Genomic DNA, 23,441 nt, shown 5'->3' on the forward strand with positions numbered 1-23,441 from the left:
TAGTGGCACTAGCCTGAGCGCGTGATCGTCGACAACGCCCTCTACCACCAGGGCAAGCGGGTCCCGCTCGGCGAGGGAGACGACCAGAGCCTCGGTGCTGTGCGGGTGCCGTGCGCCCCCGGCGACTTCCAGTGGATCGGCGTCCACGACCCGAGCCGCGAGGAGCTCGCGGTCATCGCCGACACCTTCGACCTGCACCCGCTGGCCGTCGAGGACGCCGGCGACTCCCACCAGCGGCCCAAGCTCGAGCGCTACGGCCGGACGTTGTTCCTCGTCATCAAGACGCTCTGGTACGTCGACGAGGAGGACGCGGTCGAGACCGGCGAGATCAACATGTTCGTCGGCCGTGACTTCGTCGTGACGGTCCGCCACGGCCAAGGCATCGACCTCGCCGCGTCCCGGCGCGACCTCGAGGACCGGGCCCAAGTCCTCGAGCACGGCCCCATGGCGGTGCTGTACGCCGTGTGCGACCGCGTCGTGGACGAGTACGAGCGGGTCGGGGCCGCCCTCGAGATCGACGTCGACGAGGTCGAGGAGTCGGTGTTCTCCCCCGCCCGCACCGACGACTCCACCCGCATCTACGTCCTCAAGCGCGAGATCGCGGAGGTCCGCCGCGCCGTGATGCCGCTGCGCGAGCCGATGCGCAAGTTCGCCACGGCCGCCGACGACGAGATCACCGCCGAGACCGCGACCTACTTCCGCGACGTCGCCGACCACCTCCAGCGGGTCTCGGAGGTCGTCGACAACCTCGACGGGCTGCTGTCCTCGGCCTTCGACGCGCACCTGGCCCGGATCTCGGTCCAGCAGAACGAGGACATGCGCAAGATCTCCGCCGGCGCCGCGCTCATCGTCGTGCCGACCCTCATCGCGGGGATCTACGGCATGAACTTCGACCACATGCCCGAGCTTCACTGGGCCTACGGCTACCCGTTCGCGCTGCTCCTGATGGTCGGGGTGTCGCTGGGGCTCTTCGCCTGGTTCAAGAAGTCCGGGTGGCTGTGAGGCCGGACCGGGAGGCGGCGACGTCCGCTCCTTCGGCCTGGCGCGTGGTGTGGTGGTTCGGCTTCGTGAGCCTGGCCGCCGACATGGTCTACGAGGGCGCCCGCTCCGTCTACGGTCCCGTCCTGGCCGCCCTCGGCGCCTCCGCCGTCGTCGTCGGCCTGGTCACCGGTGCCGGCGAGGCGGTGGCACTGGTGCTGCGGCTGGCGTTCGGGCCGGTCGCCGACCGCACCGGCCGCTACTGGTCGCTGACCATCCTCGGCTACGGCCTCACAGCGGTGTGCGTCCCGCTGCTCGCCCTCGCGCCACGGCTCGGGGCGGCCGGGCTCGCCTTCGCCGCCACCATGATCCTGCTCGAGCGGCTGGGCAAGGCGATCCGCTCGCCGTCCAAGTCGGCACTGCTCGCGCACGTCGCCACCTCCGTGGGCCGCGGCCGTGGGTTCGGCGTCCACAAGGCGCTGGACCAGGTCGGCGCCTTCGCCGGGCCCCTGGTCGTCTCGGCGGCGGTCGCCGTGGCCTCGGTGTGGGCCGGCCTCGCCGTGCTGGCGGTGCCGGGCGCCGTCGCGATGCTCCTCCTGCTCGCCCTGCGCCGGCGGGTGCCCGACCCGGCGTCGTACGACGCCTCCGTCCCGCCGGTCGCGACGGAGGACGAGCCCCGGCGCGGCTGGTGGGCCGAGGCCGCCGGAGCCGGGTTGTCGGGCGACTTCTTCCGCTACGCGGTCGCCGCCTCGCTGACCACCGGTGGACTGGTGACCTTCGGCATCATCGGCTACCACCTCACCATCGACGGCGTCCTGCCCGTGGCGGCGGTGCCCCTCCTCTACGCCGCCGCGATGGCCGTCGAGGCCCTGGCGGCGCTGGTGGTCGGGTCGGTCTACGACCGCACGGGTCCGCGCGTCCTGCTGGTCGTGCCGGTGCTGGTGGCGCTCGTGCCGGCGCTGGCCCTCGGCTCGGCGCTGGCGGCGGTGCTCGCGGGCGTCGCGGCGTGGGGGTTCGCGCAGGGGGTCCAGGACTCGACGATCAAGGCGGTCGTCGCCGACCTCGTGGCGGCGCCCCGGCGCGCGACGGCGTACGGCGTGTTCGCCGGCATCCAGGGCCTCCTGGCGGTCGTCGGCGGGACGGCGGCGGGCTGGCTCTACGAGCGCTCGCTGACGGCGCTGGTGGTCGTCGTGGCCGTCACGCAGGTCGTCGCGCTGGTCCTGCTCGTCGGCACGCTCAGGCGGTCAGCACCCCGGCGCTGAGCAGCGCCAGGGTCCCGGCGCCGAGCAGGATCCGGTAGATGACGAACGGCGTGTAGGACCGCGTGCTGACGTAGCGCAGCAGCCACGCGATGGCGGCATAGCCGACCACGAAGGACACCACCGTCGCGGTGATCGTGGGGCCCCACCCGAAGTCGTTGTGGCCGTTCGGGATCTCCTTGAGCTCGAACAGGCCCGCCCCGACCACGGCCGGGATGGCCAGCAGGAAGGCGAAGCGCGTTGCGGCCTCGCGGTCGAAGCCGAGGAAGCGGCCCATCGAGATCGTCGCGCCGGAGCGGGACACGCCGGGGATCAGCGCCAGCGCCTGCGCGAGGCCCATCAGCACGGCGTCCCTCAGGGTGATCTTGCCGATCGGGCGGTCGGTGCGTCCCACGCGGTCGGCGATGCCGAGCACGACGCCCATCACGATGAGGGTCGTGCCGATGATCCAGAGGTTGCGGAAGTCGCGCTCGATGACGTCCTTGAGCAGCACGCCCAGCACCACGATCGGCAGCGAGCCGACGATGATGAACCAGCCCATCCGCGAGTCCAGCGTGCCGCGGTACTCCGGCTGGAACAGCGAGCGGACCCAGGCGCTGCCGATGCGCCAGATGTCCTTGCGGAAGTAGATGAGCACCGCGAGCTCGGTGCCGATCTGGATCACGGCCGTGAACGCGGCGCCCGGGTCGCCCCAGCCGAACAGCTCGGGGAAGATCCGGAGGTGCGCGCTGCTCGAGATCGGCAGGAACTCGGTCAGCCCCTGGATCACTCCGAGGACGACGGCTTTGAGGAGATCCATCACAGGGCAGGAGCCTACGGGCGCGTCCCCTCGGGTCCGTGCAGCACCCGTGGCTACTCTCACCTCCATGCAGCAGCGTTCCCTCGGTGCCACCGGCCTCAAGGTCTCCCGGCTGGGCCTCGGCACCATGACGTGGGGCCGCGACACCGACGAGCACGAGGCGCGTGACCAGCTGGCCGCGTTCGTCGAGGCGGGCGGCACGCTGCTCGACACGGCCGCCGGCTACGGCGACGGGGCGAGCGAGGAGCTCATCGGCTCGCTCCTGGGCGACGTCGTCGCCCGTGACGAGGTCGTGCTGGCGACGAAGGCCGGCATCTCCCGGCGTACGGGCGAGCGGGTCACCAACACCTCCCGCGGACACCTGCTGACCACCCTCGACGCGTCCCTGGCCCGGCTCGGGGTCGACCACGTCGACCTGTGGCAGGTGCACGTGTGGACCGACGAGACGCCCGTCGAGGAGACCCTCACCGCCCTCGACCTCGCCGTGACCTCCGGACGCGCCTCCTACGTCGGCGTCTCCAACTACACCGGCTGGCAGACCGCCCAGGCAGCCACCTGGCAGCGGGCGGTGCCGGGACGGACCCCGCTCGCCTCCACCCAGGTCGAGTACTCCCTGCTCAACCGCCAGGTCGAGCACGAGGTGCTGCCCGCCGCGGAGGCGCTCGGGCTCGGCGTCCTGCCGTGGTCGCCGCTCGGTCGCGGCGTCCTGACCGGCAAGTACCGCACCGGCACCCCGTCCGGCTCCCGCGGCGCGAGCGAGCACTTCGCCCGGTTCGTGTCGGCCTACCTCGACGAGCGGGGCCGCGGCATCGTCGAGGCCGTCGCCCGTGCCGCCGACGGCCTGGGCTGGACGCCGTTGCAGGTCGCCCTGGTGTGGGTACGGGACCGCGCCGGCGTGGCCGCTCCCGTCGTCGGCGCCCGGACCGCAGCCCAGCTCGACGGTGCGCTCAGCACCGAGGACCTCACCCTTCCGCCCGAGATCGTCGACGCGCTCGACGACGTGTCAGCCGACTGACCGCGGGTCGGCACCCGAGAGGAGATCACATGGCCAGGACGCAGCGCCGCCCGCCGGCGCGAGGCGTGGAGTGGGAGTTCGAGACGCTCGTGCTGCCCAAGGACTTCTCCCGCAGCGTGGTCACCCGGATGCTCGTCGAGCGCGCCGAGCACGGCGGCTGGGAGCTCGACCGGCTCCGGATCGGCAACGACGGCAAGCGCCGCGTGGTGCTGCGCCGCAAGATCATCCGCCAGCGGTTGACGCTCTTCGCGGGGTGAGTGTCGGGGGCGTCTGGCCGCCTGGTCGCCGCGGGGCGGTCACCGGATATCCGGTGACTCCCGGCGCAACGCGGAAGATCCGAGCCACCGGGTGACCTCGATCTTCCACGATCACGCCGCCCAACCCGATCTCGAGCCCGCACGGCCGGGCGTCACCAGCCTGAGGTGCCCGGTGCTCCCTTGAAGGGCCCGGTGACCCGCGAGGTGATCCAGCCGCCGTAGAAGCTGCCCGGTTGCGGCTCGACGACCTCGCCGTCGACGGTGCACCGGTCGACGCGGCCGGGGTAGAGCGCGACGTGGTCGAGCAGCGCCTCGAAGCCCTTCGACGGCGTCGGGTACGTCCACGCCACCGCCGGCAGGACATTGTCGCCGACGACCAGGTCGAGGTAGTCGGCCTGACCCTTCCACTCGCACCAGGAGGCGCCGTCGCCCGGGCGCAGGACGCCGGGGACGAAGTCGGCGACCGGCAGGTAGTAGGTCGGCGGATGGCTGGTCTCCAGCACCCGCAGGCTCGCCGTCGTGTCGGCCACGACGACACCGGCGTACGTCACCACGACGTGCTCGCCGCTCTTCTCGACCCGCGGGGGCCGCGGGTAGTCCCACACCGACTCGGTCATGCCGCCAACCTACGGACCCCGTCCTACTCCTCGAGCCGGTGCTCCTCGAGCCACAGCCGCCTGCGCCGGGCCGACGCCTGCGCGAGCCACGCGTCCTGCACGATCTCGACGAGCTCGTCGCGGTCCACCTCGCCGACCCGCGACGCCCGCAGGAGCACCGACGGGTGGCCGTCGAAGTGCGGCGTGGTGCAGAACGGCAGCCGCTCGTCCTGGAGCAGCGCCTGCTTGTCGCCCTCGGAGGCCACCCAGATCACGACGACGTCGTCGTAGCGCTCCCCCGTGTCCGGGTCGACGGCGTCGGGTCGCGGGGTCCGGAAGAAGACGAACGACTTGCTGCCGACCTGGTAGACGGGATTGCTGTCGGGACGGAAGACGGTGACGTGCGGCATCGCCCGCGCGGTGGCGTGGATGTCGTCGACCGTCGCCCGCGGGCTCATGACCCGACGGCCTCGGCCTTCGCCCTCAGCTCGCGCACCATCGCGTCCGGGTCGTCCGCGGAGTAGACCGCGGACCCGGCGACGAACACGTCCGCGCCGGCCTCCGCGCAGCGCTCGATCGTCTCCAGCGACACGCCGCCGTCGACCTGCAGCCACGTCTCGCCGCCGTGCTTGCGCACGAGCTCGCGGGCGGTGCGGATCTTGGGCAGGCACAGGTCGAGGAACTTCTGCCCGCCGAAGCCCGGCTCGACGGTCATGATCAGCAGCATGTCGAGCTCGGGCAGGATCGCCTCGTAGGGCTCGACGGGCGTCGCCGGCTTCAGCGCCATCGACGCGCGGGCGCCCTGCCCGCGGATCTCCCGGGCGAGCCGCACCGGGGCCCTCGCCGCCTCGGCGTGGAACGTCACCGAGCCGCACCCGGCCTCGGCGAAGGCCGGTGCCCAGCGGTCGGCGTCCTCGATCATCAGGTGGACGTCGATCGGCTGGGAGGCGTGCCTGGCCAGCGACTCGACGACGGGCAGCCCGAGCGTCAGGTTGGGTACGAAGTGGTTGTCCATCACGTCGACGTGGACCCAGTCGGCGCTGGGGATCCGCGCCACCTCCTCGGCCAGGCGCGAGAGGTCGGCGTTGAGGATGCTCGGCGTGATCTGGATGCCCACGGGTCGATCCTAGGCAGTGGCGCGACCATCCATCCGCGCGGCACGGCTCCCGGCCGGTACGACGACGTGCAGGGCGTTGCGGTCGACCTCGAAGGTCGCGGGCGTCCGGGCCGCGACCTCCCCGTCGAGGTTGACCTCCAGCGGCTCGTCGGTCACCAGCCGGAGGCGGCGGGCGGTGACGTGGTGCACCCGGTCGTGGTCGACGAGGTGCCCGGTCCGCAGCAGGCGGGCAACCGACACGTGGTCGCGCAACCGGCCCTGCACGACGGCGTACACGTCGAGGAGGTGGTCGTCGATGGAGGCCCGAGGCGCGACCGTGAGCCCGCCGCCGTAGTGACGGCCGTTGCCGACCGCGACCTGCATGAGGTCCTGCAGCTCGAGCACCGTGCCGTCCTCGAGCTCGAGGCGGGCGTCGAACGGTCGGTGGGAGCGGTAGGCCGCCACCGTGGCGACGGGGTAGGCGAAGCGGCCCAGCCGTCGCTTCAGGCCCGGCGTCAGCCGCTGCGCCACGGCCACGGACAGCCCGATCGAGGCGACGTTGAGGTAGGCCCGGCCGTCGACGCGGCCGAGGTCGACATCGACCACCTTGCCGTGCAGCAGCGTGTCCACGGCCGCAGTGAGGGTGTCGGGGATCTCGAGCGTGCGGGCGAAGTCGTTGGCCGTGCCGAGCGGCAGCACACCGAGGACCGTGGGGGTGTGGGCGACGAGGTCGGCCGCGCAGCCGATGGTGCCGTCGCCGCCCCCGACGACGAGCAGGTCCGGCTCGGACTCCATGGCCCGCTCGAGGGCACCGGCCAGCTCTCCGCCACCGTGGGCCGGGTGGATGAGGACCAAGTCGGACGTCGGCCGCAGGGCCGCCTCGAGCAACGGCAGCGAGCGGGCACCGGTCCGTGACGCGGTGTTGACCACCACCGCGACCCGGTCGGTGCGGCGTGGCCGGGTGTGCGCGTCGCTCTGCATGCCTCGACGGTAGGCGACGAGGGTGAGAGAACCGTGAGGACGACCTGTGCGGGGGCTGTGGGACCGACCCTGCCGAGAGGGATGTCCGGTGGACCTCAGGTCGGCGGCTGGTCCTCGTCGGGCTCGGGTGGCGCCGCCGCGCCCTCCGCCTCGTCGCGATCCGCCCACGCGAGCAGCGGTGCGATGTCGAAGGGGTGGGCGTCGATGTCGGCGTGCAGGTCCCCGATCCGCGCGAACCGCTCCGGCATGGTGAAGATCGTGAAGTCGTCCGGCTCGCAGTCGTCGACCTCCTCCCACCGCACCGGCGCGGAGACGCGGGCGCTGGGCACGCCGCGCACCGAGTACGCCGCGGCGATGGTGTGGTCGCGGGCGTTCTGGTTGTAGTCGACGAACAGCTGCGACGGGTCGCGGTCCTTGCGCCACCACGCGGTGGTCACCTCTCCCCCGGCCCGGCGCTCGACCTCGCGGGCGAACGCCAGCGCGGCTCGGCGTACGTCCTGGAAGCCGTGGTCGGGCGGGATCCGCACGTAGACGTGCAGGCCCGAGCCGCCGCTGGTCTTGGGGAAGCCGACTGCGCCCAGCTCGTCGAGCACCTCGCGGGTGACGTGGGTGACGCGCTGCACCGTCGCCCAGTCGCACTCCGGCCCGGGGTCGAGGTCGATGCGCCACTCGTCGGGCTTCTCGGTGTCCTCGCGCCGGCTGTTCCACGGGTGGAACTCCACGGTCGACATCTGCACCGCCCAGATCACGCTGGCCAGCTCGGTGACGCACAGCTCGTCCGCGGTGCGCTTCCACCGCGGGAAGAACAGCTGGACCGTCTCGACCCACGGCGGGGCGCCGGCCGGAAGTCGCTTCTGGTGCACCTTGTCGCCCTCGATCCCCTTGGGGAAGCGGTGCAGCATGCACGGGCGCTCGAGGAGGGCGTTGACGATGCCGTCGCCGACGGCGAGGTAGTACTCGACGAGGTCGAGCTTGGTCGCCCCACCGTGCCCGGACCCGGTGGGCGGGAAGTAGACGCGGTCGGGGTTGGTCACCTTGACGACGCGGTCGTCGACCTCGATCTCGATGAAGGGCGACGCCATGGGAGCGAGCCTAGTGGGGCCCGAGGCCCGGGCCGGGCTAGTCCTGCCCCTGGTCCTGCCCCTGGTCCTGCTCCTGTCCCTGCTGCGACTGCCCGCCCTGCTCCTGCGCCGGGGTCTGCCCCGGGCTCTGCTCGGCGGTCTGCTCGGGCGCCTGCTGGACCGTCACGGTCACCGTCTCCGACCAGCCCTCGTCGGCGTACTGGCTCTCGGGCCGGTGCCAGCGCAGCTCCGTGGTCTCCGTGAGGCGTACGACGACGCGCGCGACGCCGTTGGCCTCGGCGAGGACCGGGTCGCCGGCCGGCTTCCAGGCGCCGCCGGGCGCACGGGACTCGAGGACGAGCGGGTCGCCGGTCACGCGCCCGCCGGCGTCGGTCACCCGGCCGGTGATGGCGACCTCGTCGCCCGCGGGGACCCGCGTGCGCTCCGCGGCGATGGCGGTGGCGAGGGTGATGCCCTCGAAGTCGAACGTCGACCCGGACCCGCGGACGGCGTCGAGGTTGAAGGCCTTGCCGTCGCACCCGAAGCCGGTGACGACGAAGCCCTTGCCGTCGCCGTGCTCCTCGGCGAAGGCGGCGGGTGTGGCCGTCCCGGCCGGACCCAGCGGGGCGCCGGTGGGCAGGTCGACCAGGGTCCAGTCGTAGCTGAGCCTGGAGGCCGAGACGGTCGACCACGAGCCGGGCGCCGCGGCGACGTCGGCGCGACCGCTCCACGCGGTGCCGCGGGGGCTCGTGCGCGTCACGGCCAGGACGTAGGACACACCCGTGCTGCCGGCGGTGGCGGCGACCGACACGGAGGCGTCGAGCCGGGTGAGGGAGCCGAACTCGGAGTAGGGCCCCGAGGCGCTGCCCCGGGCGGCCGGCACGAGCCCGAGGGATCGGCGGCCCATCGGCGCGGAGTAGGGGCCGAGGTTGAGCCGCGACTGCGGTGCGGCGGCATCGGCGAAGAGGCTGGTGCACCCGACGTAGGTGATGAACGCGCTCGCGTCGCCCGTGGCGGGCCCCGTCAGCGTACGGGTCCCCTCGGCCCGGGCCGGGCCCGCGCCCGTCGTCACGAGCACCGTCGTGACCGCGACGCCTGTCAGAGTCCTGAGAAACCGCATCCGTGTCCTGCTCCCCGATGCACCGCGCACCCCTCCGGTGCGCCGTGCTCACTCCATCATGGTGGGCTACACGCGGGTTGTGAACAGGCGGCCTGCAGATGAATGCCGAATGTTGGGTGGGACCCACCTGTGCGGGTGGATGCTCCTCCGCTCGGCTAGCGTGCGGGCATGCCGCTGAGGGGTGGGGACGTCCCGCGACATCCCGTGCGGCGTGTGGAGGCCGGCTCCGCGCACGGCCTGCGCCGGGACAGCTATCCGGCGTCGATCCCCGCCGTGGCGCAGGTCCTCGACGAGGGCCTGGACCTCGGTCCCGGCGTGACGTTCCTCGTCGGCGAGAACGGCTCGGGCAAGTCGACGCTGGTCGAGGCGGTCGCGACCGCGTTCGGGCTCTCTCCCGAGGGCGGCAGCGTCCACAGCCGGCACTCCACCCGATCCACCGAGTCCCCGCTCGGGGAGGCGCTCCAGCTGGTGCGCGGGGCCGGGTCGACCAGGTGGGGGTTCTTCCTCCGGGCCGAGACGATGCACGGCTGGTACTCCTACATCGAGGACCACCCGAGCACGTCGGGCGAGGGCGACGTCGACTTCCACGGGCTGAGCCACGGCGAGTCCTTCCTCGCCGTGCTGGAGACGCGGTTCTCGGGCACCGGCTTCTTCTGCCTCGACGAGCCGGAGGCAGCGCTGTCGTTCTCCTCCACCCTCGGCCTCGTCGCCGCCCTGCAGCGGGTGGTCGAGCGCAGGGGCCAGGTCCTGTGCGCCACCCACTCCCCGGTCCTGGCGGCGATGCCGGGCGCCCGCATCCTCGAGGTGGGCGAGTGGGGCCTGCGTGACAGCGCGTGGGAGGACCTCGCGCTCGTGGAGCACTGGCGGCGCTACCTCGCCGAGCCGCAGGCCTACCTGCGCCACCTGCTGGACTGAGCGCCGTCGTCCGACCGGGTCAGGCCCGGCGGCGCAGCGTCGAGGCGAACATCGCGTCGGTGCCGTCGCGGTGCGGCCACAGCTGGAACCGGTCGACCTCGTCGGTGTCGCCGCGACGCCCGAGCACGGCCTCCACGACCTCGACCGTCTCGGCGCGCACCGGCGAGCACGTCGCGTAGACCACGACGCCACCGGGCCGCACCGACTCCAGCGCCACGTCGAGCAGGACCTGCTGGAGCGCCACCAGGACGTCGAGGTCCCGCGGCGCGCGTCGCCACCGCGACTCCGGCCGACGCCGCAGCGCCCCCAGGCCCGTGCAGGGTGCGTCCACCAGGACCCGGTCGAAGGTGCCCGGCACCCACGCCGGCCGGGCACCGTCACCGGCGAGCACGTGCACGCTGCCCGCGGGGAGCGCGCGGACCGCTGAGGCGACGAGCGTGGCGCGGTGCGGCTGGCGCTCGTGGGCCACCAGCACGGCTCCTCGCTCGGCGGCGAGCGCGCCGAGCAGAGCGGCCTTGCCCCCGGGGCCGGCGCACAGGTCCAGCCAGCGCTCGTCACGTCCCTCGAGCGCCGCCTGCGCCATCGCCAGCGCGACGACCTGCGAGCCCTCGTCCTGCACCCCCGCACGTCCCTCGGCCACGGCCGGCACGCCGCCCGGGTCGCCGCCGCCCAGCACGACGCCGTACGGCGACAGGCTGGTGCGGCTGCCACCGGCGGCCTCCAGCTCCTCCACGCCCGCCAGGCCGGGTCGGGCGACGAGGGTGACGCGCGGTGGGGCGTTGTCGGCAGCGAGCAGCGCCTCGAGCTCCGTCCCGTCGCCATCGCGGCCGCCGTCGCCGTCGCCGTCGTGCAGGGCCTCGGCGAGGAGCTCGACCACCCAGCGGGGGTGGGAGTGGGCGGTGGCGAGGTGGCCGAGGAGGTCGGTGATCCGGTCGGGAGCCACCTCCGCGACCCAGGCGTCGAGGTCACGGCGGCTGACCTTGCGCAGCACCGCGTTGACGAGGCCTGCCGGGCCCTGGCCGACGCTCGCGCGCACGAGGTCGACGCTGGTGGAGATCGCGGCGTGGTCGGGCACGCGCATGGAGAGCAGCTGGTGGACGCCGAGCCGGAGCACGTCGCGCACGCCCGCCTGCAGCCGCGGCTTCGTCAGGCAGGCGTCGATGATCGGGTCGTAGAGGCCCTGCATGCGGATGGCGCCCGACGCCAGCTCGGTGGTGAGAGCGGCGTCGCGGCCCTCGAGGCCGTGCTTGCGCAGCACCTGCGGCAGCACGAGGTTGGCGTAGGCCTCGTCGGTGCGGACCGCCGTGAGCACGTCGAGCGCCGCACGCCGCGGGCGGTCGACCGGGCGGCGCCGTTCACTCACCGAAGTGCTCCCGGACCAGCTTCTGCGGGGCCTTCGCGGCCCACGCCTCGGTGATCACCTCGGCCAGCTCCTCGCGGCTGATCTCGCCGAGCCGGGACTGCTGCACCAGCACGGCGGCATGGCCGTTGAAGTGGTCGATGGTGAAGAACGGCGTCGACTCGTCCTCGACGAGCGCGTGCTTCTCGGCCTCGGTCGGCGTGACGATGACCAGCAGGTCGTCGTACATCTCCCCCGTGGCCGGGTCCACCGCGTTCTGGTGCGGCGCGCGGTGCAGGACGAAGCCCTTGCCCTTGTCGCCGCGGGGGACCTTCCAGGTCGGGCGGTCGCCCCACGACGTGCCGAGCTCGGTGTCGGGCAGGCTGCCGCAGATCTCGTCGACGTCCTCCGGCCGGGCGGGCCGCTTCGCTGGGGAGCTCATCCCCCGCACCCTAGGCGACGCGCGTCAGTCACCGAGGCGGGCGCCCGACTCGAGGCGTACGCCGCGCGCCCAGTCGGCGGCCGCCATCTGCTTCTTGCCGAACGCCTTCACGTCCCCGAGCTGAACAGGTGAGGTGGAGGTGCCCACGAGGACGGCGTTCTTGGTCACGTCGAGCACCCCGGGGGGCAGCGGCTCGCGTTCGACCGGGTGGACCGGCCCGATCTTGATGCGCTCGCCTCCGAAGGTGCTCCACGCGCCCGGCGCCGGGTCGCAGGCGCGCACCTGGCGGTCGATCGCGACGGCGGGGTGCGCCCAGTCGATCCGGGCGTCCTCGACGGTGATCTTGGGCGCGAACGAGACGCCCTCGGCCTGCTGCTCACGCGCTTCGAGCGTGCCGTCCTCGATGCCGTCGAGCGTCTGCACGAGCAGGCCCGCTCCCCCCTCCGCCAGCCGAGCCAGGAGGTCGCCCGCCGTGTCGCCGGGGCGGATCCGCTCGGTCATCACGCCGAAGACCGGACCCGCGTCGAGCTCCTTGACGATCCGGAAGGTGGTCGCCCCGGTCACCTCGTCACCGGCCCACAGCGAGTGCTGGACGGGCGCGGCTCCGCGCCAGGACGGCAGCACCGAGAAGTGCAGGTTGATCCAGCCGTGCGGCACGAGGTCCAGCGCCGGCTGCGGCAGCAGCGCTCCGTAGGCCACCACCGGGCACGCGTCGGGCCGGAGCCCGGCCAGGGCCGCCTGGAAGTCGGGCTCGCGCGGGTGGGTCGGCTTGAGGACGGGTACGCCGAGCTCGTCGGCGCGCTGGGCCACCGGGCTGGCCACCAGACGGCGGCCACGTCCGCTCGGGGCGTCGGGGCGGGTGACGACGCCGACGAGCTCGTGCCGGCTGGCGGCGACCGCGTCGAGGGCGGGCAGCGCCACCTCGGGCGTGCCCGCGAAGACGACGCGCATCAGGCCGCGCTCATCGGGCGAACCCGTGGGTGGCGTGCGGGCTGACCCGGACCGTGGGCTTCTCGAGGCCGAACCACTCGGACTCGCGGATCTCCTTCATCGCCGCCTTGCGGGCGTCGGTGTCGAGCTTGTCGATGAAGAGGATGCCGTCGAGGTGGTCGGTCTCGTGCTGCATGGCGCGCGCCAGGAGCTCCGAGGCCTCGATCCGCTGCGGCTCGCCGTGCATGTCGAAGCCGGTGGCGACGACGGACAGCGCGCGCAGGCAGTCGTAGGTCAGCTCGGGCAGCGACAGGCAACCCTCCGCGCCGTCCTGGGTGTCCTCGGAGAGCTCCAGCGACGGGTTGACCAGGTGGCCGAGCTCGCCGTGCACGTGCCAGGTGAACACCCGGAGCCCGACACCGATCTGCGGTGCGGCCAGGCCCGCGCCGGGCGCGGCGAGCATCGTGTCGGTGAGGTCGGTGACCAGCTGGCGCAGCTCCCGGTCGAAGCTGTCGACCTCGATCGCTCGCTGGCGGAGCACCGGGTCGCCGAAGAGGCGGATCGGCTGGACGGCCACGGATCTCCCTGAGGTGTGGGTCGGTGTGGTGGGGCGGTGCGGAGGAGCGGTCGGCGGCCGGTCGGGCGCCCGGACCGTGAGGTCACAAGTCTAGGGAGGCCGCCGACCCGGCCAGCACCCGCGCTAGATCGTGAGGGGGTCGACCTGGATCCGCACGGGGTCGAGCTTGCGGGCCGAGCGGACCCGCTGGAGGTCGCCCAGGGCGGCGGAGAGGGCCGGGCCCTGCGTCCAGGGCACGCGCAGCAGGACGCGGTGCTCGTCGCCGACCGCCACCGGGCCGAGCACCTCGGCGCCCTCCGGGACGTCGAGCAGGTGCAGCACGTCGTCGAGCGCGCCGAGGTCGCCGGTGACCGTCGCCAGCCGGGCGGCGGGCGGCAGGTGGGCCTGCGCGCGCTCGTCGGCCTCGCGACGGGCGTAGCCGGCGGGGTCCCACCGGACCAGTGCCTGCAGCGCCGGGTGTGCGGGGTCGCCGACGGCGACCACGTGGCCGCCGGGGCGCGCCAGCGCGGCGGCGTTGAGCCACCGGCGCAGCGCCTCCTCCGCGGCGCGCATGTCGTCACGGGCCAGGCTCAGCCACGTGTCGAGGACGACCACGGCGGCGTAGCCGCCGTCGGCGACGGGCTCGGCGCCCACCGTGGCGACGACGATGTGGGCGGCGGCGGGCACCGTGTCGAGGACGCGCTCGCCGCTGGAGCTGCGGACCGTGGTGCCGGGGAAGGTCCGACCGAGCTCCTCCGCCGTGCGTGCCTCGCCGCGGACCGGGGCACGCAGTCCCCGACCGCCGCAGGTGGGGCACGCCCAGGCCTGCTCGACGTGGCCGCACCAGCGGCAGTGGGGCGGGGCGGCGGGGCCCGCCAGCGCGAGCGGTCCGCTGCACACCGAGCAGCGGGCGGGCGTACGGCAGGTGTCGCAGGCCAGCGAGGCGGCGTAGCCGGCCCGTGGCGTCTGGACGAGCACGGGCCCCGACGTCAGGCCGCTGCGGATGGCGTCGTAGGCGGTGCGGGGGATGCGGGTGCCGACGGCCCGGTCCTCGGCGGGCACCGCCTCGACCCGGACCCGGCGACGCAGCACCTCGCGGGGCGTGGTCAGCTCGCGGGCCCACCCGGTCGCGAGCAGCTGCTGCGCCTCCGGGGTCCGTGCGAACCCGCCGAGCAGCGCCGCCGTCGACTGCTGCTCGGCCCGGGTGACGAGGACCTCGCGGGTGTGGGGGTAGGGCGCACGCGGCTCGGCGTGGAGGTCGTCGCCGTCGTCCCAGAGCACGACCAGGCCGAGGTCGTGGACCGGCGCGAACGCGGCCGAGCGCGTGCCGACGACGATCCTGCGGGCCCCGCGCGAGACGGCGAGGAAGTCGCGGTAGCGGGCGGCCGGTCCCCCGTCGGCGGTGAGGCTGACATGGTGGCCCTCGCCCAGCAGCGCGCGGAGCGCGGCGTCGACGCGGGTGACGTCGCGCCGGTCCGGCACGCACACCAGCGCGCCGCGCCCGGCGGCGTAGGTCGCCGCCACGGCCTCGGCGACCATCGCGGGCCAGTCGTCGCCCGGCGCGGCGGACCACACGGCCCTCGGCGACTCCCCCGCCGCCAGCCGGCGGAGGAACGGTGCTGCGTGCTCGACGTCGGACCACGCGCGGGGTGCCGTGGCGGCGGGCAGCGCCGGGGCGGCCTCGGACGGCACCTTCTCGGTGGCGGCGTGCCTCGGCGGGACGGCGAGGCGCAGGACGTCGGACCGGGCGCCGGCGTACGTCCGGGCGAGGGTCTCGCTCAGCTCGGCAATCTCGGGGGCGAGCACCGGCTCGGGGCTCACCACGCGCCGCAGCGGCTGCAGCGCGCCGGTGTGGTCGGTCTCGCCGGCGCGCTCGACGACGAACCCGTCGACGTCCTGGCCGGCGAAGCGCACCTTGACCCTCGCCCCGGGCACGGCCGTCTGGGCCATGCCGACCGGGACGGCGTAGTCGAAGGGCCGGTCGAGGTGGGCCAGCGCGATGTCGACCAGCACGCGCGCGACCGGGTCGGTGGCGGCCGGCTCCCACGCCGCGGCCTTGCGGCGCCGGGTCGCCGCCGCCTTCGCCCGGGCGTCGTCCACCGCGGCACGAAGCCCCGGGAGCATGTCTGCTTCCGGGGTGTCGTGGGAGGTCATGCGGGCGATTCTGTCAGCGGCCACCGACGGGGCCGGACTCCCCGAGGAGTTTGTGAACTTCTCGGGGCGTGTACGGCTCGAGAAGTTCGGGTTTCCCCGCATATGCGGGGAAACCGTAGGGCGCCACGGCCGCCAACGTCGGCCCAGCCGTCAGACCCCCGCGGCCGCCTTCAGCTTCTCCGCGCGGTCGGTCGTCTCCCACGTGAAGTCGGGCAGCTCGCGACCGAAGTGGCCGTAGGCCGAGGTCTGGGCGTAGATCGGGCGGAGCAGGTCGAGGTCGCGGATGATCGCGGCCGGGCGGAGGTCGAAGACCTCGAGCACGGCGTCCTGGATCTGCGAGTCCGGCACGACGCCGGTGCCGAAGGTCTCGATGAAGACACCCACCGGCGCGGCCTTGCCGATGGCGTAGGCGACCTGCGCCTCGCAGCGGCGGGCGAGCCCGGCGGCCACGACGTTCTTCGCCACCCAGCGCATGGCGTACGCGGCCGAGCGGTCGACCTTCGAGGGGTCCTTGCCCGAGAAGGCGCCGCCGCCGTGGCGCGCCATGCCGCCGTAGGTGTCGACGATGATCTTGCGACCGGTGAGGCCGGCGTCGCCCATCGGGCCACCGATGACGAAGGTGCCGGTCGGGTTGACCAGCATCCGATAGCCCTCGGAGGGCAGCGAGAAGTCGGCGAGCACGGGGTCGATCACGTGCTGCTTGATCTCGGCCTCGAGCTGGGCGTGCTCGATGTCGGGGTCGTGCTGGGTGGAGAGCACCACGGTGTCGATGCGCACCGGGCGGTCGTCCTCGTCGTACTCGATGGTGACCTGGGTCTTGCCGTCGGGGCGCAGGTAGTGCAGGACGCCGTCCTTGCGGACCTGCGTCAGCCGCTGGGCGAGCCGCTGGGCGATGGTGATCGGGAGCGGCATCAGCTCGGGGGTGTCGTCGCAGGCGTAGCCGAACATCAGGCCCTGATCGCCGGCGCCGCGCTTGTCGAGCTCGTCGTCGGAGTCGCCCACGCGGGACTCGTGGCCGGCGTCGACGCCGGCGGCGATGTCGCTGGACTGGGCGCCGATCGCGACCTGGACGCCGCACGTGGTGCCGTCGAAGCCCTTCTCCGAGGAGTCGTAGCCGATGTCGAGGATCGCCCGGCGGACGATGTCGGCCACCGGGGCGTAGGCGGTGGTGCGCACCTCGCCCGCCACCACCACCAGGCCGGTGGTCAGCAGCGTCTCGACGGCGACGCGCAGGTTGGCGCGGTCGGGGTCCTCCGCCATGAGGTGGTCGAGGACCGAGTCGCTGATCCGGTCGGCGATCTTGTCGGGGTGCCCCTCGGTCACGGACTCGGAGGTGAACAGGCGTCCAGCCACGATGCTCTCAATTCTTGTGTGGAACGGTCGGGGAGAAACCTAGCGGCTGACCAGCATCCGGGACGTGTGTCTCACCCGACGAATCGCCGGGCGACCTCGTCCCAGATCACGTGGGCCAGGGCGGTCTTGGAGCCCCGGGCGACCTCGACGGCGGTGCCGTCGGCCCCCAGGATGACCGCCTCGTTGTCGGTGCTGCCGAACACCGCTCCCCCGCTGACGTCGTTGACGACGAGCAGGTCGCAGCCCTTGCGGGCCAGCTTGGCGCGCCCGAGCTCGAGCACGGAGCCGGTGGTGTCACCGGTCTCGGCGGCGAAGCCGACGACGACCGCTCCGGCGCGGGCCCGGTCGTGGGAGATCTCGGCGAGGATGTCGGGGTTCTGCACCAGCTCGATGGCGGGCGCGGAGCCGTCGCCGGCCTTCTTGATCTTGGCGTCGCTGACCGCGGTGGGCCGGAAGTCGGCGGGCGCGGCCGCCATGACGACCGCGTCGGCGGTGGCCGTGGCGCCCACCACGGCCTCGCGCAGCTGCTCGGTCGTCTCCACGCGTACGACGCCCACGCCGGCCGGATCGGGCAGCGACACGTTGGCGCTCACGAGCGTGACGTGCGCACCGCGCGAGGCGGCGGCCCGGGCGAGGGCGTAGCCCTGCAACCCGGACGAGCGGTTCCCGAGGAACCGGACGGGGTCGAGGTACTCGCGGGTGCCGCCGGCGGACACGACGACCTTGCGCCCGGCGAGGTCCTGCGCCGCGTCGGCACCCCGGTCGAGCACCCCGAGCACCAGCTCGAAGATCTCGGCCGGGTCGGGCAGGCGGCCCTTGCCGGTGTCGGCGCCCGTGAGCCGGCCCTCGGCCGGCTCGATGACCACGGCGCCTCGTCGGCGCAGGGTGTCGACGTTGGCCTGGGTGGCCGGGTGCTCCCACATCTCGGTGTGCATCGCCGGGGCGAACACGACCGGGCAGCGCGCGGTGAGCAGGGTGTTGGTGAGCAGGTCGTCGGCCAGCCCGTGGGCGGCCCTGGCCAGCAGGTCGGCCGTGGCCGGCGCCACGACGACGACGTCGGCGTGCTGCCCGATCTGGACGTGCGGCACAGCGTGGACGTCGGCCCACACCGTGGCGGAGACGGGCTTGCCCGACAGGGCGGCCCACGTCGGGGCGCCGACGAACTCCAGCGCCGAGGCCGTGGGCACGACGGTGACGTCGTGCCCCGACTCGGTGAACCGGCGCAGCAGCTCGCAGGCCTTGTAGGCCGCGATCCCGCCGGAGACGCCCAGGACGACCGCGGTCACCAGGAGGCTCGCGTCACTCCGTGGGCGCGGCGGCAGCGGCCTCAGCGGCGGCGGCCTCGGCGGCGGGGTCGATGTCCTCGCAGGTCAGCAGGTCGTCGTTGATCTCGCGGAGCGCGATCGAGAGCGGCTTCTCCTGCACGTGGGTGTCCACGAGCGGGCCGACGTACTCGAGGAGGCCCTCGCCGAGCTGGGAGTAGTAGGCGTTGATCTGACGGGCGCGCTGGGCGCTGTAGAGCACCAGCTTGTACTTGCTGTCGGTCTTGGTGAGCAGGTCGTCGATCGAGGGGTTGGTGACGCCCTCGGCGGCGATGTTGGGAGAAGCCACGGTGCAGGTGCCTCGCTAGTCAGAAGAGGGTGAAGCAGGACCAACCATCAAGGCTACCAACTCGTCGGCAGCAGCGTGAACTTCGTGGTTGACGATGGTCACGTCGAACTCGCTCTCGGCGGCCAGCTCGGCCCGCGCGGTCTCGAGCCGGCGCTCGCGCTCGGCCTCGCTCTCGGTGCCGCGGCCGACGAGGCGGCGTACGAGCTCGTCCCACGACGGCGGCTTGAGGAAGACGAACAGCGCCTCGGGCATCGTCTCGCGCACCTGGCGCGCGCCCTGGAGGTCGATCTCCAACATCGCCGGGTGCCCGGAGGCGACGGCGAGCTCGACCGGGGCCCGTGGAGTGCCGTAGCGGGCCGCCTTGTGGACGACCGCCCACTCCAGCAGGTCGCCCTTGTCGATCATGGCGTCGAACTCCTCGTCGGAGACGAACCAGTAGTGGACGCCGTTCTCCTCGCCGGGCCGCGGCGGCCGGGTGGTCGCGGACACCGACAGCCAGACCTCCGGGTGGGTCTCGCGCACGGCGGCTGCCACGGTGCCCTTGCCGACGGCGGTGGGGCCGGCGAGGACGATCAGCCGGGAGCGGCGGGTGGGGGTGCTTGCCGCGGGAGCGGGCTCTGCCTCGATCACGACGGGTCGGGGCCGAACTCACGCTCGAGCGCCGCGACCTGCTTGACGCCGAGCCCGCGGACCCGGCGGCTCTCGGCGATGCCGAGGCGCTGCATGACCTGGCGGGCACGGACGCGGCCGAGGCCGGGCACCGACTGCAGCAGCTCGACGACCCGCATCTTGCCGATGACCTCGTTGGTCTGCCCCTCGTGGAGCACGTCGAGGATGGACCCGCCGGAGTTCTTCAGGCGGTTCTTGACCTCGGCCCGCTCGCGTCGGGAGGCCGCAGCCTTGTCGAGGGCTGCCTGGCGCTGCTCGGGCGTCAGAGGGGGCAAGGCCACGAAAGCTGTCCTTCGGGAGGTCGGGGGTCCGGCGGTGGTGGCTCAATCTAGTCACGTCGCGAGCGGGCAGGCAATCGAGCCCTCGGCGCCGGTCCGTCGACGTGACGTTCACCATCACCGGGCGTCACCTAGCGGGACAGCGGCGTCCCGCACACGTCCCTCGCGTGGTGCTCGAGGGCCGCCATCGCCTCGACGGCGCGCGCGGAGCCGACCCGGCGGGCGGCGGCCTCGATGGTCCGACGCGCGTGGCGGTCGAGACCGACCGGCGGCTTGCGTGCGTACGACGACGCGTCCACGCCGTGGTCGGCCAGGACCTGCCGGAGGTCGCGCAGCGGGTCGATCACCGCGGCCCAGTCGTCGGCGATGTCGCCCGGGGCCTCGTCGGCCAGGGCGGCCAGCAGCAGGAGGAAGGCGAGCCGCCTCACGCGCCCAGGGACCGGACGGCGTCGTTGCCGCGCAGGGCCGCGTCGCGCAGTGCCGTCACGTCAGGGCCGGCCCGCAGCACCTCGCGCGAGGAGCTGGGCAGCGCCCAGCGGGCGGCGGCGCCGAAGACCCGGGCGAGGTCGTCGGTCGTGCCGCCCTGGGCGCCGTAGCCGGGCACGAGGAAGGGGCCGTTGATGTCGAGGTCCTCGTCGTGGTCGGCGATGGTGGCGCCGACCACGGCACCGAACGACCCGACGGGGTCCGCACCGGCGTTGAGCGCGCGCAGGTGGGCGAGCACCGTGCCGGCGACCGTGCCGTGCTCGGCGCGGGCCCGCTGCACCTCGGGTCCCTCCTTGTTGGAGGTCAGCGCGAGGACGAACAGCCCGCCGCCGTGCTCGTGGCAGGCCTCGACCATGGGGCCGAGCGAGCCGAACCCGAGGAACGGGCTCGCGGTGATCGCGTCCGCGGCCAGGGGCGAGGAGGGGTCGAGGTAGGCGTCGGCGTAGGCCTGGCTGGTCGAGCCGATGTCACCGCGCTTGACGTCGAGCAGCACGAGCGCGCCGGCGTCGCGCGACTCGGCGACGACCCGTTCGAGGACGGCGACGCCCCTGCTGCCGAACCGCTCGTAGAACGCGCTCTGCGGCTTGACGACGCTGACGACCGGCGCCACCGCCTCCACCACCGTCAGCGCGAAGCGCTCCAGGGAGGCGACGTCGTCCGAGAGCCCCCACTCCTGCAGCAGGGCGGCGTGGGGGTCGATGCCGACGCAGAAGCGGCCGCGCTGGTCGACGGCCCGGGCCAGTCGGGTGCCGAAGGGGGTCATCGCATCTCCTCGGAGGTCGGCGTGAGGTGGTCCCGGAGCCGGGCCACCGTCGTGGGGTCGTGGAGCAGGGCGGTGCCCACCTGGACGGCGCTCGCACCGGCGGCGAGGTAGGCGCGGGCGGACGCGGCGTCACGGACGCCGCCGCACCCGATCGTGGGGACGCCGGGCAGCGCGTCCCGGACGGCGGTGACGCAGCGCAGCGCGATCGGTGCCACGGCCGGGCCGCTCAGACCCCCGGCTCGGCCGTCGGGGAAGGCGGCCGGGACGGCGTTGCCCACCACCACGGCCGTGGCGCCGGCCTCGTGGCAGGCGCGGGCGCCCTCGACGATCCGTGACACGTCCGGACGCAGCTTGGCCAGCACGGGTCGGTCGGCGGGGAACTCGCGGCGGACGGCGGCGACGACGCTGGCGGCGTGGAAGGGCTCGCGGACCTCGAACAGCCCGGCGCCCGCCTCGTCGGGGGCGCCGACGTTGACCTCGAGGCCGGCGACGCCCGGGGCCCGGCTCAGGCGCCGCGCGAGGTCGGCGTACTCCCCGATGGTGGCGCCGGCCACTGACACGGTGACCCGCACGCCGGCCCGTACGAGCCACGGCAGCTCGGTGGCGAGGAAGTGCTCGAGGCCGGGATTGGGCAGGCCGACGGCGTTGACCAGCCCGCCGGGCACCTCGACCAGGCGCGGCCCCGGGCCGCCGGGCCGGGCGTCGAGGGTGATGGACCGGGTGACGAGGTCGAGCCCGTCGAGGCCGGCCGGGCCCGCGTACGCCTCGAGCTCGCGACCGGTGCCGCCGCAGCCGGCGGCGACCATGACCGGTCCGGGGACCCGCGCGCTCACAGGGCGTCCCACCGGACGCGGTCGCCGCGGACGACCGGGCCCTCTGCGCAGGCCCGGACGACACGGTCCACGCCGTCCTCCCCCACCACCGGCAGCGGGCAGCCGTGGCACAGCCCGGTGCCGCACGGCGTGTGCACCTCGACGGCGACCTGGCTCCACGCCCCGACCTGCTCGGCCGCGGACGCGGCGCTGCGGAGGACGTCGGTGGGGCCGGCGGCGTAGACGACGTCGGCCCGGCTGCGGCGGACCAGGTCGTCGAGGTGGTCGGCGGCCGTGCCGCGCTGCCCCACGGACCCGTCGGCGGTGAGCACGGTGACCGAGCGCACCGAGCGGCGGGCCTCGAGCGCGGAGAGCAGGTGCGCCTCGTCGGGGGCCGACACGACGAGCGACACGGCGCAGCCGCGCTCGCGCAGCCGCTCGGCGAGCGGGAACAGCGGTGCTGCGGCGTAGCCCTCGCCGACCAGCAGGCAGGACACCGCCTCCTTGGGCAGCGCGAACGGACGGCCCAGCGGCCCCGTGACGGCGACCTTCGTGCCGACCGGCTGGGCCGCCAGCCACGCGGTGCCGCTCCCCCGCACGTCGACGACGACGTCGAGCGTCGGTCCGAAGGCGCTGGAGGCGCGCACGCGGTGGATCCACAGGGCACGCCGGGCCACGTGGCCCTCCACGGTCACCGCCACGAAGCTGCCGGCGCGGAACCGCTCGGGGACCCCCGGCGCGGTGAGCGTGAGGTGGCGGTAGCCGCCGACCCGCTTGGTTGCGACCACCTCGCCGTCGACGTGGACCGGGCCGCGCGGCTCCGCCGGGCGCTCAGCCATCGCCGCCGTCATCGCCGCTGTCATCGACGCCGTCATCGCGGTCAGGCATCCGCGGCGAGCCCCCGCACGATGCGTCGCGGCCAGAGCGGGCCCTCGTAGACGAAGGCGGTGTAGGCCTGGAGCAGGTCGGCGCCGGCGGCGAGGCGGCGGCGGGCGTCGTCGAGCGTCGTGATCCCCCCGACGCCGATGAGCGTCAGGTCGGGACCGACCCGGTCGCGCAGCATCCGCACCACGGCCTCGGAGCGGTGGGTCAGGGGGCGGCCGCTGAGGCCACCGGCGCCGGTGGCCTCGACCGTGTCCGCGCTGCTGGCCAGCCCGTCGCGGCTGATGGTCGTGTTGGTGGCGATGATCCCGTCGAGGCCGCTCGCGACGGCGAGGTCGGCGACGGCGAGGACGTCGTCGTCGCTGAGGTCTGGCGCGATCTTCACCAGCAGCGGGACCCGGTCGTGGGGCCGGACCTCGTCGGCGCGACGGCGTACGGCGGCGAGCAGGGGCTCGAGCTTCTCGACGGCCTGCAGGTCGCGCAGGCCGGGCGTGTTGGGCGAGGACACGTTGACGACGAGGTAGTCGGCGTGGGGGGCGAGCAGGCCGGCGGACTTCTCGTAGTCGCGCGCGGCCTCCTCCTCGGGGACGACCTTGGTCTTGCCGATGTTGACCCCGAGGATCGGGGGTGGCGCACCGGGAGACGTGGCGAACCCGTTGCGCCGGGCGGCCCGGCGGCTCCGCTCGTGGTGCGCGTCCCGCCAGGCGGTCAGGCGTCGGGCGACCACCTCGGCGCCGTCGTTGTTGAAGCCCATCCGGTTGACGATCGCGCGGTCGGCGGTCAGCCGGAAGAGCCGCGGGCGCGGGTTGCCCGGCTGCGCCTCGCCGGTGACCGTGCCGACCTCGACGTGGCCGAAGCCCAACGCGGCGAGGCCGTCGATCCCCACGGCGTTCTTGTCGAAGCCCGCGGCCAGGCCGAGCGGGTGCGGGAACCGCAGGCCCATCGCGTGGACCGGGGCACCCGGCACCCGCACCGCGCGCCGGGTGAGCGGACCCGCGGCCCGGATCGCCCGGAACGCCGCGTGGTGGATGCGCTCGGGGTCGGCCCGCGTCAGGGCCTGCTCGAAGACGACGTCGTAGGGGCGCACGA

The 23,441-nt window shown here is 74.1% G+C and carries 27 protein-coding genes; 5 read left to right on the forward strand and 22 right to left on the reverse strand.

Going from position 1 to position 23,441, the window contains the following annotated elements:
• Positions 1-21 precede the first annotated feature (21 nt).
• The gene (gene corA, locus HN031_RS16415) at positions 22-1,002 is read left to right on the forward strand and encodes a magnesium/cobalt transporter CorA (protein WP_172272475.1); all 981 of its coding nucleotides are present in this window, start codon (positions 22-24) and stop codon (positions 1,000-1,002) included.
• Positions 993-2,240 carry an MFS transporter gene (locus tag HN031_RS16420; protein ID WP_367650791.1) on the forward strand — a complete coding sequence of 416 codons (1,248 nt, stop codon included), beginning with the start codon at positions 993-995 and terminating at the stop codon, positions 2,238-2,240. The genes corA and HN031_RS16420 overlap by 10 nt, the downstream gene beginning before the upstream one ends.
• On the opposite strand, the gene HN031_RS16425 is transcribed toward HN031_RS16420, so the two are convergent.
• Positions 2,215-3,036 carry an undecaprenyl-diphosphate phosphatase gene (locus HN031_RS16425; protein ID WP_172272478.1) on the reverse strand — a complete coding sequence of 274 codons (822 nt, stop codon included), beginning with the start codon at positions 3,034-3,036 and terminating at the stop codon, positions 2,215-2,217. The two genes, HN031_RS16420 and HN031_RS16425, sit on opposite strands and share 26 nt — an antisense overlap.
• A 67-nt stretch (positions 3,037-3,103) precedes the next feature.
• Here HN031_RS16425 and HN031_RS16430 point away from each other — a divergent pair, with 67 nt between their 5' ends.
• Positions 3,104-4,051: an aldo/keto reductase gene (locus HN031_RS16430; RefSeq protein ID WP_172272480.1), complete on the forward strand. Its 948-nt coding sequence runs from the start codon at positions 3,104-3,106 to the stop codon at positions 4,049-4,051.
• A gap of 29 nt (positions 4,052-4,080) precedes the next feature.
• Positions 4,081-4,308 carry a DUF5703 family protein gene (locus tag HN031_RS16435; protein ID WP_172272482.1) on the forward strand — a complete coding sequence of 76 codons (228 nt, stop codon included), beginning with the start codon at positions 4,081-4,083 and terminating at the stop codon, positions 4,306-4,308.
• A gap of 152 nt (positions 4,309-4,460) precedes the next feature.
• Here HN031_RS16435 and HN031_RS16440 read toward each other — a convergent pair whose 3' ends face one another.
• The 6 genes from HN031_RS16440 to HN031_RS16465 all read right to left on the reverse strand — a co-directional run bounded on the left by HN031_RS16440 (position 4,461) and on the right by HN031_RS16465 (position 9,114).
• Positions 4,461-4,925, reverse strand: coding sequence for a DUF427 domain-containing protein (locus tag HN031_RS16440; RefSeq protein WP_172272484.1), 465 nt, complete (start codon positions 4,923-4,925; stop codon positions 4,461-4,463).
• 23 nt (positions 4,926-4,948) lie between these two features.
• Positions 4,949-5,362: an MmcQ/YjbR family DNA-binding protein gene (locus HN031_RS16445; protein ID WP_172272486.1), complete on the reverse strand. Its 414-nt coding sequence runs from the start codon at positions 5,360-5,362 to the stop codon at positions 4,949-4,951.
• Positions 5,359-6,021, reverse strand: a complete 663-nt coding sequence (gene rpe, locus HN031_RS16450; protein ID WP_172272488.1) for a ribulose-phosphate 3-epimerase — start codon at positions 6,019-6,021, stop codon at positions 5,359-5,361. Before rpe ends, HN031_RS16445 begins: the two co-directional genes overlap by 4 nt.
• A 9-nt stretch (positions 6,022-6,030) precedes the next feature.
• Positions 6,031-6,981, reverse strand: a complete 951-nt coding sequence (locus HN031_RS16455) for a lipid kinase (protein ID WP_172272490.1) — start codon at positions 6,979-6,981, stop codon at positions 6,031-6,033.
• Between the two features lie 95 nt (positions 6,982-7,076).
• Positions 7,077-8,063, reverse strand: coding sequence for a non-homologous end-joining DNA ligase (ligD, locus tag HN031_RS16460; RefSeq protein ID WP_172272492.1), 987 nt, complete (start codon positions 8,061-8,063; stop codon positions 7,077-7,079).
• Between the two features lie 37 nt (positions 8,064-8,100).
• Positions 8,101-9,114 (reverse strand): hypothetical protein, encoded by a 1,014-nt coding sequence (locus HN031_RS16465; protein WP_172272495.1) that lies wholly within the window; start codon positions 9,112-9,114, stop codon positions 8,101-8,103.
• Positions 9,115-9,330: 216 nt separating this feature from the next.
• On the opposite strand from HN031_RS16465, the gene HN031_RS16470 reads away from it, so the two are divergent.
• On the forward strand, positions 9,331-10,077 hold the full coding sequence (locus HN031_RS16470) for an AAA family ATPase (protein WP_172272497.1): 747 nt from the start codon (positions 9,331-9,333) through the stop codon (positions 10,075-10,077).
• Between the two features lie 19 nt (positions 10,078-10,096).
• Here the strand turns inward: HN031_RS16470 and HN031_RS16475 are convergent, their stop codons facing one another.
• The 15 genes from HN031_RS16475 to HN031_RS16545 all read right to left on the reverse strand — a co-directional run bounded on the left by HN031_RS16475 (position 10,097) and on the right by HN031_RS16545 (position 23,439).
• On the reverse strand, positions 10,097-11,440 hold the full coding sequence (locus tag HN031_RS16475) for a transcription antitermination factor NusB (protein WP_172272500.1): 1,344 nt from the start codon (positions 11,438-11,440) through the stop codon (positions 10,097-10,099).
• Positions 11,433-11,858, reverse strand: a complete 426-nt coding sequence (locus tag HN031_RS16480; protein WP_172272503.1) for an MmcQ/YjbR family DNA-binding protein — start codon at positions 11,856-11,858, stop codon at positions 11,433-11,435. Before HN031_RS16480 ends, HN031_RS16475 begins: the two co-directional genes overlap by 8 nt.
• Before the next feature lie 24 nt (positions 11,859-11,882).
• Entirely contained in the window at positions 11,883-12,809 is a 927-nt protein-coding gene (fmt, locus tag HN031_RS16485; RefSeq protein ID WP_172272506.1) for a methionyl-tRNA formyltransferase, read from the reverse strand.
• 10 nt (positions 12,810-12,819) lie between these two features.
• Entirely contained in the window at positions 12,820-13,365 is a 546-nt protein-coding gene (def, locus tag HN031_RS16490) for a peptide deformylase (protein WP_172272509.1), read from the reverse strand.
• 123 nt (positions 13,366-13,488) lie between these two features.
• Complete coding sequence (locus HN031_RS16495) at positions 13,489-15,498, reverse strand: primosomal protein N' (RefSeq protein ID WP_172272512.1); 2,010 nt, start codon at positions 15,496-15,498, stop codon at positions 13,489-13,491.
• Between the two features lie 150 nt (positions 15,499-15,648).
• Complete coding sequence (gene metK, locus HN031_RS16500; protein ID WP_172272515.1) at positions 15,649-16,851, reverse strand: methionine adenosyltransferase; 1,203 nt, start codon at positions 16,849-16,851, stop codon at positions 15,649-15,651.
• Between the two features lie 71 nt (positions 16,852-16,922).
• Positions 16,923-18,137 carry a bifunctional phosphopantothenoylcysteine decarboxylase/phosphopantothenate--cysteine ligase CoaBC gene (gene coaBC, locus HN031_RS16505; protein WP_367650792.1) on the reverse strand — a complete coding sequence of 405 codons (1,215 nt, stop codon included), beginning with the start codon at positions 18,135-18,137 and terminating at the stop codon, positions 16,923-16,925.
• A gap of 13 nt (positions 18,138-18,150) precedes the next feature.
• Positions 18,151-18,462, reverse strand: coding sequence for a DNA-directed RNA polymerase subunit omega (gene rpoZ, locus HN031_RS16510; protein WP_172272518.1), 312 nt, complete (start codon positions 18,460-18,462; stop codon positions 18,151-18,153).
• A 15-nt stretch (positions 18,463-18,477) separates the two neighbouring features.
• Positions 18,478-19,092: a guanylate kinase gene (gmk, locus tag HN031_RS16515; protein WP_172272521.1), complete on the reverse strand. Its 615-nt coding sequence runs from the start codon at positions 19,090-19,092 to the stop codon at positions 18,478-18,480.
• Positions 19,089-19,412: an integration host factor, actinobacterial type gene (gene mihF, locus HN031_RS16520; RefSeq protein ID WP_172272524.1), complete on the reverse strand. Its 324-nt coding sequence runs from the start codon at positions 19,410-19,412 to the stop codon at positions 19,089-19,091. The genes gmk and mihF overlap by 4 nt, the downstream gene beginning before the upstream one ends.
• Before the next feature lie 128 nt (positions 19,413-19,540).
• Positions 19,541-19,837: a hypothetical protein gene (locus HN031_RS16525; protein ID WP_172272527.1), complete on the reverse strand. Its 297-nt coding sequence runs from the start codon at positions 19,835-19,837 to the stop codon at positions 19,541-19,543.
• The gene (gene pyrF / locus HN031_RS16530) at positions 19,834-20,658 is read right to left on the reverse strand and encodes an orotidine-5'-phosphate decarboxylase (protein WP_172272530.1); all 825 of its coding nucleotides are present in this window, start codon (positions 20,656-20,658) and stop codon (positions 19,834-19,836) included. Before pyrF ends, HN031_RS16525 begins: the two co-directional genes overlap by 4 nt.
• The gene (locus HN031_RS16535; protein WP_172272533.1) at positions 20,655-21,491 is read right to left on the reverse strand and encodes a nitronate monooxygenase; all 837 of its coding nucleotides are present in this window, start codon (positions 21,489-21,491) and stop codon (positions 20,655-20,657) included. Before HN031_RS16535 ends, pyrF begins: the two co-directional genes overlap by 4 nt.
• Entirely contained in the window at positions 21,488-22,309 is an 822-nt protein-coding gene (locus HN031_RS16540) for a dihydroorotate dehydrogenase electron transfer subunit (RefSeq protein ID WP_172272536.1), read from the reverse strand. Before HN031_RS16540 ends, HN031_RS16535 begins: the two co-directional genes overlap by 4 nt.
• A gap of 41 nt (positions 22,310-22,350) precedes the next feature.
• Entirely contained in the window at positions 22,351-23,439 is a 1,089-nt protein-coding gene (locus HN031_RS16545) for a quinone-dependent dihydroorotate dehydrogenase (RefSeq protein WP_172272539.1), read from the reverse strand.
• Positions 23,440-23,441 lie beyond the last annotated feature (2 nt).

It is taken from the genome of Nocardioides sp. zg-1308 (assembly GCF_013155375.1).
GTDB classification, from domain to species: domain Bacteria; phylum Actinomycetota; class Actinomycetes; order Propionibacteriales; family Nocardioidaceae; genus Nocardioides; species Nocardioides renjunii.